Annotated in this window: 9 protein-coding genes; 2 read left to right on the top strand and 7 right to left on the bottom strand. The window is 43.4% G+C overall.

All coding sequences use genetic code 11. From position 1 onward, the window contains the following. Nucleotides 1–103: 103 nt before the first annotated feature. From EHS13_RS03860 to EHS13_RS03830, 7 genes are all read right to left on the bottom strand, one after another. On the bottom strand, nt 104–2746 hold the full coding sequence (locus EHS13_RS03860) for a family 78 glycoside hydrolase catalytic domain (RefSeq protein ID WP_162462943.1): 2643 nt from the start codon (nt 2744–2746) through the stop codon (nt 104–106). A 20-nt stretch (nt 2747–2766) separates the two neighbouring features. After that, nucleotides 2767–5514 (bottom strand): sensor histidine kinase, encoded by a 2748-nt coding sequence (locus tag EHS13_RS03855; RefSeq protein WP_155699100.1) that lies wholly within the window; start codon nt 5512–5514, stop codon nt 2767–2769. A gap of 28 nt (nt 5515–5542) precedes the next feature. Next, the gene (locus EHS13_RS03850) at nt 5543–6838 is read right to left on the bottom strand and encodes a response regulator (protein ID WP_155699099.1); all 1296 of its coding nucleotides are present in this window, start codon (nt 6836–6838) and stop codon (nt 5543–5545) included. Nucleotides 6839–6887: 49 nt separating this feature from the next. After that, entirely contained in the window at nt 6888–7748 is an 861-nt protein-coding gene (locus EHS13_RS03845; protein ID WP_155699098.1) for a carbohydrate ABC transporter permease, read from the bottom strand. Nucleotides 7749–7759: 11 nt separating this feature from the next. Continuing rightward, nucleotides 7760–8650, bottom strand: a complete 891-nt coding sequence (locus tag EHS13_RS03840) for a carbohydrate ABC transporter permease (protein ID WP_155699097.1) — start codon at nt 8648–8650, stop codon at nt 7760–7762. 31 nt (nt 8651–8681) lie between these two features. Beyond that, entirely contained in the window at nt 8682–9140 is a 459-nt protein-coding gene (locus EHS13_RS03835) for a hypothetical protein (RefSeq protein ID WP_155699096.1), read from the bottom strand. Nucleotides 9141–9208: 68 nt separating this feature from the next. Then, nucleotides 9209–10786, bottom strand: a complete 1578-nt coding sequence (locus EHS13_RS03830; protein ID WP_155699095.1) for an ABC transporter substrate-binding protein — start codon at nt 10784–10786, stop codon at nt 9209–9211. Nucleotides 10787–11421: 635 nt separating this feature from the next. On the opposite strand from EHS13_RS03830, the gene EHS13_RS03825 reads away from it, so the two are divergent. Further along, entirely contained in the window at nt 11422–14649 is a 3228-nt protein-coding gene (locus EHS13_RS03825; protein ID WP_155699094.1) for a S8 family serine peptidase, read from the top strand. A gap of 39 nt (nt 14650–14688) precedes the next feature. Next, nucleotides 14689–19140, top strand: coding sequence for a S8 family serine peptidase (locus EHS13_RS37345; RefSeq protein ID WP_162462942.1), 4452 nt, complete (start codon nt 14689–14691; stop codon nt 19138–19140). The last annotated feature ends 136 nt before the right edge of the window (nt 19141–19276 follow it).

Below are 19276 nucleotides of genomic sequence, written 5' to 3'. Positions count from 1 at the left end.
GTTTGTACATTTTGGCAGATTGCACAAAAATATCAACCATTCTATTAGTCTCCATGTAAAAGCATTAATTTCTCAGTTTCTGATGCACATTAAAAGAAGGTTCTCAGTGAATTTTGTCTCTCATTATTTCTAAATTGTATTCCCCTGATCCCAGAGCTATTTTATAAACATTGTCCACTTGGCTAATTTCAATATCCTGGGGCACTTTTCCATTCTCTAAAACTTCCCCTTTGAAATCTGCAGGGACGAATAACGTTGCATGGCAATTTACCGGAATGATTATTTTGATTCGGAATATATTCCCTTCTACCTGCCATCGGCAAGCTACTTGCCCATACATCGAGCGATGGGACGCATTAGCCCAATCCAGATCAGGTACGGGATTAGGACGCAATATAGTATGCTTGAATCCCGGCTCATGACTGTCTGGCTGGATCCCCGCAAGCCCTTTATAGAACCATGCGCTTACGTCACTGAACATGTGATGATTGCGGGATTCAGCACCATTCCAATTCTCCCAAAGCGTAGTTGCTCCCTGTTGAATCCAGTGGCCCCAGCTAGGAAATGTAGTTTGGGTAGCGATAACATAAGCGATGTTCGCCTGCCCAAGCTCGGATAGCGAATGCAGCAGAAATTTGGTGCCCAGAATGCCGCAATCCAGATGCATGTCGTTCTGATGGATCTTCGCCAATAAATTTTGCAAAACAATTGGTTTTTCTGCTTCATTAACGAATCCCATATATAAAGCGCAAGCTAAGGAGGTTTGGCAATCCCCTTCGATTTGGTCTGTTTCTGAATTAAGAAAGCGGCTGCGAAAAGCCTCGCGAATCCTATCAGCCAGCTCGAGATATTGCTGAGACTCATCATACTTATTCAAGATTTTTGCAGTCTTTGCTGCAATAACGGCATCGATATAGAAATAGGCTGTATCCGTCACAATTGTTGGACAAGCATGCTCCATCGCACCGCCAGTCGGCGGGCACCAGTCTCCCAGTCCGAAATCAACCAAATAACCATCTGCCATGGATACGAGATAGTTCATATAGGCTTTCATAGAGTCGAACATATATTCAAGCAAAGCGGTATCACCGCAATATTCGTATAAATTCCAAGGAATAAGGAATATCCCGCTATCCCAGGCTGGTCCACTCCCCCAGTAATAGCCCCAGCCGCCAGTCGGAATGATACCGGGAAGCTGTCCGCTTGGGGTTTGAGCATCTTTAAAATCACTCATCCATTTAACATAGGCTGACATGGGATTAAAATTGAAAAGCGTTTGCTCCGCTGACAAATGGGCATCACCCGACCAACCGTTCTTCTCACGGTGCGGGCAATCCGTCGGAATATCATGATAGTTAGTAAGCGTAGACCATCTGGCGCACCGTTGAATATCATTCAACAGCTGATTGGAACACTCGAATTCCCCTCTGGATTCAAATGCTGTGTGCACCACACGGCCCCGAAAATTCTCAAGGGTCAGTGTTCCGGGAAAACCTGTTATCTCCACATATTGAAACCCATGGTAAACAAACCGCGGTTCCCATTCCTCCTGACATCCACCCTTAAGCGTATATCGATCAGTTTGAAACTGCCCGCTGTACACAAAGCTGTCTATATTGGATGTATCTATGCTTCCATCCTGCTTTATTTTTTCCGAGTATTTTATGGTGATTTCTGTACCCGCCGGTCCACTCAGCCTAATCTGTGCCCAACCTGATATATTCTGCCCTAAATCATACACCCAAACGCCTGGGCTAACTTCCTTAAGATTAATCGGTTCAATTGTGCTAGTAATTTGGATTGGGGTCATTTGATTTGATTTTAAAATCCCCCCAGGACTGCGAACTATTCTTACTTTTTTCCACAAGCTGTCGTCAAATTCAAGCAAATTCCAGCCAGGCTGTTCCAATCTGGCATCGTAGAACTCTCCGTTCCTAAGGCCATCAAAAATAATCGGGCTTTCGGAGCAAGTCCAGCTGGCATCACTCCCAACAGTCATGCTATCGCCATTGTCATACATGACCTTTAACTGTAGGATGAATTTAGGCTGGTCCCTCCATGCGGCAGCTTTATGATTCCATACATCTGAAGTAAAACAGTTATACCAGCCGTTACCAAGAATTACACCTAATATATTGGTTCCTGCAGATAACTGATCCGTTATATCATAGGTGTTATATAGTACGCTTTCATTATAATTAGTAAAACCGGGAGTGAGTACATCATTGCCTATTTTCACACCGTTAAGATAAAGCTCGTAATAGCCTAGTCCAGAGACATACACCCTGGCACTGACAGCTTTTTTGACCATTTCGAAGGATTTACGAAACAACGGTGCCGGTACTGACTTCTCGGCTTCAGTTCGCCCTGAAGGATGCCCAATCCAATTAGCATACCAATCCTTGTTATCTAACAGCCCCATCTCAAATTTGGCTGCATCGCTCCACTCCGACCTAATACCGTCTTTATCCCATATACACACTTTCCAAAATACTGTCTGCGCTGACTTAAGCGGCTGTCCCTTGTATGCTACGTGAATAGATTGGCTCGACTCCACCTTACCGGTATCCCATAAATCTCGTATATGCTCATCCAGCTTTTCTCTGCTGCTTGCTGCAACAATTCGATAAGCGAATTGCATCTGCCACCGCACTTGAGATTCCAGCACCCAGCTTAACCGTGGTTTTGGCAGCTCAACGCCCAACGGATCCTTTAAATAATTACATGTCAAATAGTCGATCCTCATGATCGTTGTGCCCCCCATTTCTAATTCTTCATATCCATATGAAAAGGAATTATAAGTACAATGGTTGTCCCCTTCATTAGCTTGCTTTCGATTCTAAATTCGGCCTTTCCTCCGTAATAGAGCTGCAGCCTGCGAAAGACATTATCCATCCCGTAGCCGGATCGGCTTGTAGGCACTTTGTCATCCGCTGCTTGAAAGTCCATTACCTGCATACGCTCATGTATCTCCTGTATTTGGTTTTTTTTCATTCCAACTCCGTTGTCGGCAACCCTTATTTGAATACACCCGTTTTCACATTTTGCCGAAATATGGAGTTCACCGCCAGATGTATATTCAGATAATCCATGCTGGATCGCATTCTCTACTATGGGCTGAAGAATAAACTTTAAAACCGGCTGGGATAACACTTCTTCAGATATCTGGTATTCCACGGAAAATCTGTCGCGAAAGCGAATTTGTTGAATGGCAATATAATTTTGCGTATGCTTTATTTCAGTGCTTAACGGCACTAACTCCGGTCCCTTACTGATGCTGTAGCGAAATATCTGCGCAAGAGCGCTGACCATCGTACTTATCTTCGGCGATTCGCTAGCCTGTGCTTCCATGTTGATCGACTCCAAAGTGTTATAGAGAAAATGCGGGTTAATTTGCTGCTGCAGCATATTTAATTCCGCCTGCGACTTCAGCATGAGCATCGTCTGTTCCCGAGTCCGGCTTTCGATGTTTTCCCTCATTAATAGATTAATTTTGTAAATCATTTCATTAAAGCTCTGAACTAGTACCCCTAGCTCGTCATTGGAGCGATATTGAAATTTGGGTTGCAAATAGTTATCCGACATTTGATCCATCCTGATCTGCATTTTGCGGATCGTCCTTACGATTATATGAGACATTCCTTGACCTGCTAACATGCACACGGCAAAAACAGTCAGGAGTACCACCAAATCCGTTAATAGCAGACGATTTCTTAAATCATTGCTTAAATCCTTCGGATACTGCAGCACCAGCTTTCTGTCTGTTCCGGCAATACTTCGATTAACGGAAGTATAATTCCGCAGTTCATTTAACAGCTCACTTTTCGTGCTGAAGACGTCGTACAACAATTGATCTAGATTGGTATACAGCTTCCAATTGACAGAGGCAGGCAGCGGGATCGACTGGAAGACGTCCGGCTTTAATACAATTTGAATATATCCGGTTCTTTCCGAATTTTTTTGTCCGCTTTTATAGAGATTTCCGACAATTTTCAACGTATCCTTACGAAAAATATCAGGTCCTTGTGGCTGCCATAACAGGTCCTGGTCTGGGTCATTACTAAAAACACTAGGCTCCAAATGAAATAAAGCAGGAGAATCTGAGAATATAGAGGAATAGTTTACTCTGCCAAGAGAATCAAACAAGACAAAATAGGATAAGTCGCCAAGAGTGGTATAATCGTATTGCCCATCCACACTCGGTGCCGTCCCGCCAGATAAAACGTCCGTAGACCGGTTCATTCTGCTGAGCAAATCTGCATTCTCCGACAGCTGCTGAACCATGCGTTCATAGCGCTGCATCTCGTTGCTAACCGTCAACCCGGTCTGATCCGTGATTCTTTCCATAGAGCTCTGCAGCTGATGGTTAGAAAAAGTATTCAAAAGCTGCCAATAGAAAATAATAGCAAATATAATCGGGAGCCCTACTGAAAGCATGAATAAATAAAGCACCTTTAAACGGACAGACAGATGAGGCAGCCATTGCTTCCCCGCCCAATTCTCCGGAACAATATTCAAGGGAAGCTTTCCGCCTTCAAGCTGCATGAATTTGGACAATTCAACAATCGGCGAGACTATTTTACCGGAAATCCATATTGACAGCATCAGAGAAGCCACTATAACCACCAAAGAAACGGCAGCATAGGTACGTAGGATAGAAAAAATCGCGTGCTGATTGTAATGGAAGGCGATAGTCATCTTGAGCCCATAGGGCGACAATAGCTTTACATATTCCAACCAATCGGCTCTCACTGCGGATTCGTTCTGATTATGCCAAATCAGCTTTCCTTCCTGTGTGGAAACCGACAAAACTACGTCGGGAAATTGTTTCTCCGGAATCAACCTTTCAAACATATCCGAACTCAACACAAGCAGCTCCAGTGAAAAGTTTACCCTGTTCGTCAGAAGAAGCTTCCCTTCCAGTTGCCTTGCAAAAGCCGTAACTCGTTTGATTTGCTGATCCGTAGCGCTGTTCCATTTTTTATATATCTTGGCTATTAACTCTCCTTGATTGAAATACAGCGGAATTCCAGTGCCATTATTAGTGAATATATCCAATAAACCCGCATACTCCAGATCCTCGATCGAAGGCGGATTTTCATCTAATACTGCTTTTGATCCAATGTTGCTTACAAAGCTTTTTTGACTGCTATCGGCTCCAAGAATGTACAGCTTATCGACAAATTCAGGATCCATATACAGCTTATCTATGCGGTTGTTAAGATCCTTTCTTAGCTCAGGTTCATCTTTGGAGCTTACAAGGTTAAGAAAATCGGTAGTATACACGGTAAATTCGGGCCGCTTCAGCTGTGAGGACAGCGCTTCAAGCTCTTTGAATAAAGCCAAGGCATTATATTCAGCCTGCTCTGTCACCGTTTTCTGAGCTTGAGTATTAATTGTACGGTAAATTTCCTTAGCTTGAGAACCACCATGAAGGTTAAAAACAAGAACTGCAGCGAATGAAAGCAACAATGAAATTCCGACAATTCGGATTCTATGGGTAAAGAAATTCACTGTGATCAACACACCTTTGGCTGAATAGTTAAGTTTTCGACTTGCCGCTACGATAATCGTAAGGTGTTAATCCGGTGTATCTCTTGAAAATAATCGAGAAATGCTTGGTGTTCCGGTAACCAATCCGCTCGGATACTTCATAAATCTTATATTGCGGATCGCTTAATAACCGTTTGGCTTCATCCATTCGACAGGTAGTTAAATAGTTTACATAGTTTTCACCGTGCGATTTTTTGAACAGATAGCTTAAATAGGAGCTGTTGACATGAACCTGCTGAGATATTTCCTTCAGAGATATAGGCTCTTTGAAATGTTTTTGGATATATTGTTTCGCGGCCGAGATGATATGCCCTTCCGATTCAATTGCTTCAACCTTTGAATCCTGCTGTACACTCCCTGAAGCTTCCATAAAAGGAACATCTTTAATTTCATAAACGGAAAGCCGTTCTTCTCCTTCGGCCGCTAAAACCCGCTCTGCCTGCTCACCAGATAATAGAACCTCGGAAATATGAGAAACCGTTTCTCCTATACCAATCGAAAGGGTAGATTTAAACAACCCGCGGAAACGGTAAAAATGATTCCTGATATCTTCCGCCCGAAGGAGAAGCTTATCTGAATCACCTGCGGTCAGCAGCAGGCATAAGCCGGTCTCGGCTTCCACCAGATGGTACCCATGCCCGCGTTCATCCCAAATCTCCGAAAGGGTATTCTCAAAAGCGAAGAGAATCAGCTCCCAATCTTTTATTGAATAATCCGCTCTCACCTTTCCGTCTAACTGAATGACCGCTACCCGGAAGTCAGGAGCATTCAACTGAATGCTTCCTTCCGCACAGCCCCATTCGATTTCATCAGCGGATAGCGGCATAAACAATAGCTTTTGTAGAAATTCCTTGCGTTGGAGCAGCAAAGCTTTACGCTTTAAGGATAGCAAAACGGTCTTCTGCGATTGTTCCAATTGCAGTTCATTTACGACTCCATGGAATACACGGTCAAGCTCATCCTGCAGAGTTGGTTTAAGCAGGTAATCCGCTACACCACTTCGGAGTGAAGAACGCACAAATTCGAAATCATTGTAACCCGTAAGAATAACGACCTTCACAAACGGGAACAGCTGGTTGATTTGCTCGGAAAGCTCCAATCCCCCCATGAAAGGCATCATAATATCCGTTAGAACGATATCGACAGGGTTCTCCATAATATAACGAAGCGCTTCCAATCCATTGTTGCAATCATAAACCGGCTCGATTCCTAGTGCCGACCAGTTGTGCTTGGCAAGTCCTTCCCTTATATTGGCTTCATCGTCAGCAATAAGCAGTCGAAACATTGGAATCCCCCTTTCCGATTAGTATACCATGGGCGGTTTTTTCTTACTGCTACATTTTCACTGCAGATGATGTGAGACCCTGAACATAAGTTCTGCTCGTGAATAAGAATAAAATGATTAACGGTAAAGAAGCAAGTGAATATCCTGAGAATAGGATTGGATAATTGGTAGAGCTGCCTCCCATGGCCGAGCTTCCAACAAAGCGATTAACCAAACCAGCAGAAATTGTCATGTATTTGTTGTCAGATATAGCGATAACCGGCCAGAGCAGGTCATTCCAGGCTCCAATGACGCTCATGACAGACAAGGCTCCTAATATGGATAAAGAAAGTGGAACACATATCCGTGCATATAGGCCTGCCGGGCCGCAACCGTCTATTCGCGCGGCTTCGAAAATTTCTTCCGGGATGGCAGCAAAAAATACGCGCAGCAGGAATATGCCAAAAATAGGTCCAGTCGTCCACATGGGTACGATCAATGCCCAATAGGAGTTTAACAAATTCAGCGACTTGTAAATCATGTACAGCGGAACAAGCGACAATATACTGGGAACCATCATTAACGAAATGACCAATGTATACAGTACTTCTTTACCAAGAAATTTCATTCTTGCAAATACAAAAGCCGCAACAGAAGCCTGGAGAAGCAGACCAGCCGTTCCAACAGCACCCACTATGATGGTATTGAGTAAATAGCGCCAAATTGCCCGATAAGCTTCCTTATAATTCTCAATCCATAACGGAAGTGTTGGATACCACTGAGTATTCTGAAACTCTAAAGTTCCTTTCAAGGACCCCCACATTGTGAGGCCAAGCGGATAAAGCAAGAGCATCATAAGCAGGCAAAGAATCAAATGATTCAGCATTTGAGCGATGTTATGCTCGCGCCTAGGCGAATAATTCCGATTCAATTGGTTCCCCCCTAATCATTCATTTTCAAATATTTGATGCCAAGCAGGCTGAAAAAGAATATAACAACAAAAAGCATTACTCCAATGGCACAGGCTTCTCCCATTCTCCCAAAAGAAAAGCCTACGCTGTACATATAATAACCCGGAACCATCGTACTGTAGTTGGGTCCCCCTTGTGTCAAAACCAATTGTTTGCTGTAATCCTGCATTCCGCTGATAATACCGAGAATAAGAAAAAACTTAACCTGGCCCATGATACTCGGGATGTCGATGTGCCAAACTCTTTGCAGAAAGCTCGCACCCTCCAGCTCCGCGGACTCGATGACTTCTTTGGAAATGTTCATCAGACCTGCCAAATAAATCAAGACGGAGGTTCCACCTATCCAAGGAAATCCCAGAAAGTTGAGACTAAACAAAGCATATTGGGAATCTCCCAGCCAACCAGGCTTATAATCCTCTGGAAATCCAAACGTATGCAGCAGTGTATTAAGCAATCCGCTCTGTGGATCATATATATATTGCCAAATGAGCAGCACAACTGTACCTGGAACCACCATAGGTATCAACACCAGCACTCTATACCAATAGGAAATTCCCACTCTGCGCACTGAGAAAATCATCTCCGCTACAATAAACGGCGGAACAATGGCCACAAACAGCGAAGGGATGAGTAAATAAAACAAAGTGGGTATCGAGTGTACGAATATCGGATCTTGAAACAGCATCTTAAAATTATGCAGGCCAATCCATTTGGTCTCTCCATAGATATTCCAATCGCTGAAAGCATGTATAAAACTGCTCACAGGCGGATAATAGGCAAACAGCAGCAAACCAACAAATAATGGGCTTAGCAGTAAGTAGGCCGGCAATGAATTTCTAAACTGAAATAACAATCCTCTCATGTTAAATCTCCTTGTTTCAAGGTTTTATACTTCAAAAAAATGCGTCAGAAGTAATCCTCTTCGGTTGATCTGTTTCAGATTTCATTATCTTAATTAAATAGGAAGCTTTCGGCGGTATCTGAATGACTTTCGAGACAGTCTCATCATAAAAATGCAGCAAATCATCCTGTGCTTGATTAACGGAATTGGTCTGGGAGGGATAAAAAATGAATTCAGCTTCACCTTTTGAATCAGTCAATACCCTTACAGCCTTTAATGTTCCATACGTGGTCAGTCCGTAAATCCGGTCACCTATTCTTAGTTTGCCTGCCGAATCCATCACCCGCACCTTAATCATCACAGGAGTAATTCCTTTTTCCTGAACGGAATTAGTTGAAGTGCTTATTTCGAAATGGAAACGGGAAGCGGTAACAGCATCATTGACTCCGCCTGCAACCAATAAAGCAATGCCAACGAAAAAGATTGCTGCAGCCCATTTTTTTGTGTTCAAGTTTTCACACCCTTGTTAAAAGTCTGCCGACGAGTGTGTCGGCAGACTCATAATGTTATCATTTTGCCTTACTTGATTACCATATTCCAACCTGTTGTATCGATTTTCTGTGCCTGTATCGTCCGATCGGCCGATTTATTCGTCAAATCATCAAGTTTGGTGTAATATTGGTCATCTGTCAGCTTTCCATCAATCCATGCTTTTGTGTATTGTACCCATTGGGTATTCGCTTCGCTGTCCAAGCTGACTGACCATGGCAACGCCGGAGTCTTGGGAAACGGACGTTTAATCCAATCCTGCAGACTCGCAGGTACAGGCACTCCCTTTACCGCTCCAAGGGCCGTTTGATCCTCATCCACGATTAGTGAAAGATTATCTGGAACAGTAATAAATTGCAGAAAACGAACTGCTACCTGCTCTGTTCCATGATCCTCCACTGATTTTTTGAGAATGTTCAAGGCAACTGCCGGTGCAGGCTGATAAGGTCCCTCTTCAGTAAATTCCACCGGTGCAACAAACTTCGACTCTTTCTCGGTTAGGGTAAGCGGCGGAAACAAGCTGAACTCGAATTTCCGGTCTGTATTGGCGTTTTCTGGAGCAATACTCCAAGTGCCGTCTTCCTTCATAGCTACCTTGCCGTCTGTCCAGGATTTTGTAAAATCCGTGGTTTCCCAATTAGCTGGCGCCAACTGAAACATCTTCTTGAAATTCTGGTTTAAGTCTCTTGCATAATCGTGAAGAACCGGTGAGAACAAACCTTCTTTCGTAGCCCGCACCACTTCTACGGAATCAAAATTGCCATCTTTATTATAATCCGCTTTATCAAATACATTTTTCTTAGTATAGTAGGGACCTAAATTAAACTGGAATGCCCAATTGTAAATAGCCTTTATCGCAGTCCAAGGGACGAAGCCTGTATACCCTTTATCATTCAAAAGCTTGACATCATCGAGAAATTCATTAAATGATTTTGGTTCCTGCAGACTTTCTTTGGTAAAAATATCTTTGTTATAGTAAATTGCGGTTGGAGGCCCCGAGAATAAAGTAAGCGGGATCGCGACCGCTTGGTTCTTACCATCCATAATCCCGTTAACAACCGTTTTATCATTTAGAAGATATTCAGGGAACTGATCCTTCCAATGCTGATTATCCTTAACGAAGATATTGGATTGATCCAATGCTGAGTCCAGCGGCAAATAATAGGAATCATTGAGAAATTGGTTAAGCGTAAACCCAATATCGGGAGCATCTCCTGAAGCTAATTTAGCCCTATAAAATGAAGCTTTTGCTGCAGTATCCATCTTGTCCAGATCACGAACCCATTCGATCGTGACATTTGGGTACAGCTTGGTAAAAGCATCTGCTATTTTCTGGGAAGCAACTCTTACTGTCGGATTTTCTTTAGTTTTAGTCGTATTCAAGGTTGGTGTGTAATTGTGCAAATCTACCTTTAATGTAATTGGCTTACCTTCATTTAGCACTTCGGTCTTCTCTTGAGGCACCGCCGTTTCGGTGGCTGCACTCGCCGTTACCTCTGCCTTTGGACTTTCAAAGCTGGTATCGTTACTCCCCGAACAACCTGTCAAAACAGTAGAAGCTGCCGCTATCACAGATATGCCGACTATTATTCTTTTCTTAAGCCTCATTGTATTGCACCCTCCCGATATTGTCTTGATTTCGTAGATCTACAGTTATAATAATAAGATAGACGAAGGCACCATACAATGAGGCAGTCTTTTGAATTGGTTCGTTTTTTTTGGGAAAGCAATGCTGTCCAAGTAAGATCGCCAACAAACCATAATTATAAAAAAACCCTCTAATGCCGAGAGTCTATAAGATAACTATTCAGCTCTTTTTTCAACCTCTCCCCCAGCCTTTCATCCTATTAGAACATTAAACTAGCCACCCAAATGAGTTTACCCCTCTACTACGTCATCACTTTATTACATAAACGCGTCACCTTATATAACATAATATGTTATATTTTTCTGTTTATTTTTTAATAATCATGCTATTATATCTAACATAACTTGTAACAAGTCCTTACATTAATTTTTATTAGGAGGTTGTTAATAGTAAATTTCAAGTCGTTCTAGCAAATAAGCATACAACAAATTTACTAGATTTGTAAAATTTGATAGAGGATGTGACACCGAAGAGTAGGCAGAATAAGCAATTCTATAGCTTTATGTTATATATCCTAACATTGATTTGATTGTTGAATTTAATCATCTCAAAATCTTAAACTAGCAAACTATTGCAAATCAGGAGGAAAAACAACTTGAGAAAAGAACTTTCAAAGAAGTCGTTAATGATAGTCGCCGCTATGTCGCTCTTAATTGGTACGACTGGCACCACCTTCGCTCAGGACACCACGGTGAAGCCCAGGAAAAGTGAATGGACTGCAGCAACAGCCCCCAAGGATAATGTCATTCAAATCACTCCAAAATCCAGCAATAAAGATAGCGTAGTCGCGAAAGTAGCCCCATCAGCAGGAAACTCTACTTTCACTGATGGCCGAGTCATTGTGAAATATAAGAAAGGCTTCAGCTCGACGTCGACTCCAATCTTCGACCCCAGTACTTTGGAGAAAAGTATTAAGGTGCCCAGCATCAATGCTCTAATCGTAAACCTGCCAAAATCTACTAACGTAGAGCAATTACTCACACAGCTTAATAGTGATCCCAATGTCCAGTACGCAGAGCCTGACCATATGCTTGAAAAAGCCAGCAGTACCCCGGATGATACTTATTTCGCTAATCAATGGGCACTTTTGAACACAGGACAGGACCCTGCAGGGCAAAATGAACCAGGCCTTCCCGGTATTGATATTAAGGCAACTGAAGCCTGGACTATTACGAAAGGCAGCAGCGATCTTATCGTCGCAGTCATCGATACGGGCATTGCTATTGATAATCCTGATCTAACAAATAATATCTGGACCAACAAGAAGGATTATCCCAACAACAATATAGATGATGACCACAACGGCTACATCGACGATATCAACGGGTGGAATTTCATAGGCAACAACCCCCAGCTGTACAACCCAGTTGATGGAGACTTCCATGGCACCATAGTAGCGGGCATCATCGCTGCCTCAATGAATAACGGAATTGGTATTGCAGGCATTGCGCCAAACGTTAAGATCATGCCGCTTAAGTTTCTAGGACCTGATTACGGTTTAGAATCTGATCTTATACAAGCTATTGAGTATGCCGAGCGTAACGGTGCCAAAATCGCCAATATCAGCGCTGAAATGTTCGATCAAAGCCAATCTTTAAAAGATGTTATAGATGCATCTACGATGTTATTTGTAACAGCTGCCGGCAACTATGGCGTAAATACAGATTCTATACCTGCCTACCCAGCTTCCTATGACAGTCCTAATATTCTTTCAGTTACATCGGTGGACAATACGGGAAATATTGGAGAGGGCGCTAACATCGGCGTTAAATCCGTCGACGTAGCAGCACCTGGCCAAGCGGTTTTAAGTACCATCCCAACTAACAATCCGGGGCTGTCAGCAGAAATTGACTACGGCACGTCTGGCGGCAAGGCTATTTTTAACGGAATTGCCTTTGAAAATTTCCCTGACCTAGACGAAAGACAAGATGCTTACGACAGAGCAATGAATTACCTTGGCGCTACCAAGGAGGATATGGATACCAATATTCTCCTCGTTCAAGATGATCTTTCCAACATGACCCCCTATGCAAGCGACCCAAAATTATCCACATATAAAGCTTTGCTAGCTGACTATCAAGGAATTGATTTAACAGATGGTTCGGAGGATGTAGTTATTTCGGCACCAAAAGCCGGAGATGGACCTTCACTAGCCACAATGCAGAAATACAAAGTAGTGGTTTGGTTTACAGGCTTGGCAGCAAGAGATAAGCTCAACAATTTGACTGAAAACGATCAAGAGAACTTAAAGAAGTATCTGGAAGGCGGCGGACATTTGCTGCTTACAGGGTCTCACTCACTCAACAATATTGAATATTCCCCCTTCGTAAACGATGTCCTCCATCTTGCTTTTCAAGAAGAATTTACGTGGGCGGACATAGAAGGCGTTTCCGGCACTATCTATGATGGAGTGAGTTATGATCTTCACAATGACGATGATATAGACAGCTTTAATTGGGTCATTTCAAGAGACCCCGCTATTGCCAAAATTAATCTGCAATTTATTATGCCGTACCCGAAAAGCGTTTACGCCTTTTCAAGAGGCACTTCAATTGCTGCTGCTCATGCATCAGGTGTAGCGGCGCTCGTGCTAAGTCAAGATCCTACTCTTACTGCTGAAGCCATTAAACAACGTATTATGATGAGCGGCACTCGACTTAGTTCGTTGACAGGCAGAATTGCCAGCGGAAGCATGATTAATGCCTACCAAGCTCTTTCTGACGACGAAATTCCCGGTACTCCATTCTTTGGCGATAGCATCAGCAACCGCCTAAATGAGAAAACAGACCAGAACGATGTTTATGCTGTGGATCTCCATGCTGGGGAGAATGTCAGCTTCTCTATGACAGCGGACAATGGTACCGATTTCGACCTTTACTTATACGCTCCTTCTACGAGTTCGATTAATTCTAGAGAAGGAATCATAGCGTTCTCCGAAAACGAGAAGACATCAACAGAATCGATTAATTATAAGGTGACCGAGAGCGGAACCTATTATCTCGATTTGTATGCTTATAAAGGCAGCGGCGCGTATACATTAACCGTCAAGACGGATAATCACAATGGAATCTATGAAGATACCAGTAGTTCAGTAGTGTTTAATGGCCCTTGGACACAAGCTATTGATGCCGCCTATTCCGGTCAATCAGCGAAGCAAATCGATCATGCAGGTACAATTGAGATGGCATTCGTCGGCAGCTATATCAATTGGATCGGTTCAAAAAACGACAAACAAGGAATTGCTGACGTTTATATTGATGGCATAAAAGTGGCTTCCCCTTCTTTATTCAGCAAAACTTCATCAACCAAGCAATCAATCTTAGAGAAGATGATTCCTTACGGGCAGCACACTTTAACAATTGCTTGGACAGGCAAATCCGACCCGGATGCCAAAAAATCCGGCACAACCTTCATCAATATGGATGCCATTACCGTTTCCCAATTAATTCAAGAGGAAGACCCTACCACAATTTTCGCCGGTGATTGGCTTGTTAATTTCAGCTTGAAAAATTTCGGAGGAATAGCCAAATACACAAAAACCTCAGGCAGTTCTGCTCAGTTCAAATTCGAGGGCACGAAGGTGCAGCTGATAGCTTATACAGGAACAAACCGCGGCGAAGCAAACATTTATATCGACGATGTGCTTGTAACTCCTAATCCAATTGATATGTATAGCGCCACTACCAAATACCGCTCTACCGTTTTCGAATCAGCAACCCTTACTCCTGGTGCACACACCTTGAAAGTGGTAAATGCAGGAACGAAAAACCCTCTGTCTAGCGGCACTTACATTGCAGTAGATGCTATCTCTATCATTCAATAAACAAACAGATTTTATTACTAGGAAATGGGGAATCAGAAATTGTCTAAAATATGGATTAAAACATCTGTTGCTCTCTTAACATCTATCGTACTAATGACTACGCCATTTAACCAATCTATCCACGCGGCTGATACATCACTAAATATCACAGATTTGCTTAATCCCACACATTCGGTTATTCCTGCGTCCATGTCCGCTAGTCTGGGAGCAGCAAAGTATTCGCAAGCTGCTATCAATGCTCCAAGCAATACCAAAGCCAGCGTTGATCCTGAAATCGATACTACATCTACCAAAAACGTTAACGTAATCGTACAGCTTAGTGGACAACCGGCTTCCGCAGCCAAATACTCCGCAAGCCTTTCAAAGCGCTCGTTCTCGGCACAATCGACGGAAATGGCAATCCAAACAGAGCAAACATCCTTCCTGAGTACTGCCAGCGCAAAAGGCTTAGCAATGAAAATCAACTATCAATACGACACTGTACTCAACGGGATGGAAGTTACAATTGCGGCTAATCAAATTCCAAAATTGGCTCTAATATCCGGTGTCAAAGCAATCAGTAAGAATATCACTTATTATCCGATTCCATTGATTGATTCACCTCAGTCCGATGACCCTTCAGATATCAAATTTGATATCGAACCTCTTAAACAAATTGGAGTGGATACAGCCTGGGAAAATGGCTTTACCGGCAAAGGCTTGAAGGTAGGCGTTATCGATACCGGTGTCGATTATACACATCCTGATCTGAAGGATGCTTACAAAGGAGGGTACGACTCCTTCTATAAAGACAACGACCCTTACGAAGAAGCTCCCGATTTGTTCGGGTGGTATGAAGGAACCAGTCACGGAACGCACGTCTCTGGAACAATTGTAGGCAGGGCGCAGAATACGACATCCGATTTCGTCCAAAAGGGCATAGCATACGAGGCAGATCTGTATGCCTATAAAGTGCTGGGCAAAACTCATAACGAACAAACAGATGCTTACCAAACCTCTGGAACATCAGCGCAGGTTATTGATGGTATCGAGCACGCCATTAAGGATCATATGGACGTTATTAATCTATCATTAGGCTCCGATATGGAGAAGGATCCGAATTCACCTGATTCTATTGCAGTAAACAATGCTGTTCTCTCCGGCGTTACAGCCGTTGTTGCAAACGGGAATGCCGGAAGCAATGGATTCTATTATTATTCGATCGGCTCTCCAGCAAGTGCGCAGCTTGCTATCTCTGTTGCTGCTGCTACAAGCAAGAGCATTCATTATGACGCAAACTTTACAACCTCAGTAACGGATGCCACTTATTCTCTTAGTGTAATGGCATGGAAGGGCAAAGAAACAAATTTCCACGAAATTCTCGGATCAGATCCTCTGGAAGCCGTATACGTAGGCTTGGGATATGAGGAGGATTATGAAAAAGCCGACGCTACAGGCAAGGTAGCCCTGATCTCACGTGGCAATCTAGCATTCGAGGACAAAGTGATAATCGCAAAAAGGCACGGAGCAAAGGCCGTAATCGTGTTTAACGGCAACTCCGTGGGCGGCTCTACAGTTGCAGATTTAGCTGAACATGTTTCTGGTCGAGACGGTCCAATAGGGGCAGGGGCATACCTTGGCGAAAATTATGACCACATTCCAGCTTTTGATATGTCCGGATATGAAGGGCGCGCTCTGGCAAGACAAATCATTGCGCATACGGATCAGCCTACGCAATTTACATTTGGCGCAGATTTCCCGATGTCAGAATTGAATGGAGATACAATTGCAGATTTTAGCTCTCGCGGTCCCAACTCTGACGAAAATTACGGTATTAAGCCAGATATCAGTGCTCCAGGTGTGAACATTCTCTCCACTTTACCTAAATATGGCGCTTTTTATGGCGACCCAGAATATGACTACTATTTTGAAGGGAAAGAACCAAACTATGATGATGCATACCACCGCTCTAGCGGAACGAGTATGGCTGCCCCACATGTAGCCGGTCTGGCTTTGCTAGTCATTCAAGCACACAAAGACGCGCTCACAAAATGGTCACCTATGGATATTCGTGCTGCGCTTGCCAATACATCTGATGTAATCTCGGATACTTATGGGACGAAGTACGATGTTTATTCTCAAGGATCTGGCCGTGCCAACGTCGCAAATGCGCTTATTACACCAGCTATCGTAGAATCCCTTGATCCTATTACCATTTATGACGAGAAGATGAATCCCACGATTATGGAAAGCCAAGGAAGTAACTTAAGCTTCGGAGCCATTAACCCGGCAGATGAACCCATCTCTAAACCACTGCAGCTTAAGAACACTTCGAATAACCAACTGACTTATTCAGTATCTGTAGTTATGCATGACAAAGTTACGTCGGATCCGTCTGACCCAATCGATACACCTGACGTAAATAACATTGTAATGGCACTAGGGGGATTGAACGCGAATTCCACAATTAGTGTAGCTGCTAACTCAAACTACCGTTTCACCCTCTCGGCGCAAGCTAAGAGCAGCGCTGTTCATGGCGTATATGAAGGTGAGATTTTATTACAGAGTTCAGGTCTTCCTTCCCTGCATTTGCCATTTGTCATCCACGTTGGCGATGATGCAGCCGATAGCGATTTTGCTCTGCAGAATCCATCCATAACGAATAAAAAGATTATGCCCGATGCATCAATCGACATGTCAGCAACGCTAATGGATGATACAATGAATTTCATGGTAGTTGAAGTCTCCGGATTAAATGAAGGATATGTTGGGAGAATTTCCCAATGGTTAGACGTAGATGTTCAAGCTAATTTGTTGAAGCCACTTCCTGTAGGAAGGTTTACGTTTGAGAATATTGACGGAAGCTATTTCGACGGCACAGTAGATGAGTATGGGAATCCTATCATCAAGCAGCTTCCTGAAGGACAATACAAAATATCGATTATAGCCGTTCGATATGATGACTCTTTTGAAATAGCAGATGCCCAGAGCATTAGCCAAACGGTCTATGTGGACAATACTTCGGATTTGACTCCAACTCCAACTCCGAGTCCTGATCCGAATCCAACTCCGAGTCCGAGTCCTGGTGATGATGATAATCCAGGAAATGGAAACCCGAGTCCAAGTCCAAGTCCAAGTCCAAGTCCAAGTCCAAGTCCAAGTCCGAGTCCATCTCCTGATCCCGAACCGACTGCAAGTCCGAGTCCAGGAACTCCAACTAACCCAGACACCGGAGGAACTGATAGTGGTACTCCTACACCTACTCCAGAACCTACAAAGACTCCTGAACCTGCAAAAACTCAGGAAAATCTAACTTCTGTTGTTCAGCCAGGTCAAACACTCCAATCCTTGACTGGAGTTGCAACAACACAAGGAGATCAGACAGAAGTCACTTTTACCGATGCCGAGCTTCAGAAGGTTATAGACGCTATGAAGCAATCACCATTAGTTTTCAGCATCGTTGCAGATTCTACAGATTCATCTGAAATTAAGGCACATCTCTTGGTTACAGCTGCACAATTGAAGCTGCTGCAATCAGCACCAGAACAAAGCTCGATCGCTTTCTCATGGAACGATGCGACTGTCTCTATCCCACTATCATCCTTAGTTGATCTTGCTGCAAATTCTAATTTTACGCTCGACATTTCTCCGGCTGCGGACAGCAAATCTCTATTTGCCAAAGGCTTCGCGGATGCTACCATTCTTGGAACGCCTTACTTGTTCGAAGCATCGAGTATTGTCAACGGAGCATCAACTCCAATCTCGTTTTCTCCTGATCAAATCGTTCGGAGATCCTTCGTACTGGATAAAGGTATTGATGCAAGCAATGCAGGTGCATTATATATCGAAGGAGATAAGGCATACCCTGTACCTGCCCAATTCAAAAAAGCAAATGACGGATCGACCATTGTTACAATCAACCGCCCAGGCTTCTCTACCTATGCGGTAGCGACTAGACATGTAGCTTTTACTGATATTGAAACATCATGGGCAAGCACTGAAATTCAAACCTTGGCAGACAAGTTTATCTTGAATGGAACTTCAACCAAGACCTTCTCGCCGAAAAGCTCTGTCACTCGTGCACAGTTTTCCGCTATGCTTGTGAACGCAATCGGTTTGAATAAGCAAACGGCGAAGACTCCTTTTGACGACATCAAGGGTAATGAATGGTTCGCTCAAGATGTGGCTGCTGCTTATCAGGCTGGTCTCATTACAGGCTATTCAGGAAAGTTTAAACCCAATGATGAAATTACCCGTCAGGATATGACAGTCATGCTGGCAAGAGCAATCAAACTGCTGCACATCACTAAAACCAGCGGCACTCCCGCAAAGCCATATGGCGATGTGGCGCAGTTCAGCCAGTATGCGCAAGAAAGTATTCAAACCGTAACAGATACAGAATTAATGCAAGGTGTTGAGCAGCAGGGACAATTCTTCTTCCACCCTAATCTGCCAACTACTCGAGAAGCTGCCGCAAAAGTTCTATACCAGCTGATCAAAGCAACCAAGTAAACTTAATTATCCCTATTCAAAAGCCCCTGCATCGGCACCTCACCGATGTAGGGGCTTTTTACTCAACTCAGCCAATTGGTATATTCTTGACCCAACCAATTATCAGATAAGCTATAATCATAATAAGAGGTGGAGC

The sequence above is a fragment of the Paenibacillus psychroresistens genome (assembly GCF_009728935.1).
Classification (GTDB): domain Bacteria; phylum Bacillota; class Bacilli; order Paenibacillales; family NBRC-103111; genus Paenibacillus_AC; species Paenibacillus_AC psychroresistens.
The sequence above is the reverse complement of the archived record's forward strand: the minus strand, read 5'-3'. Positions and strand labels throughout refer to the sequence as shown.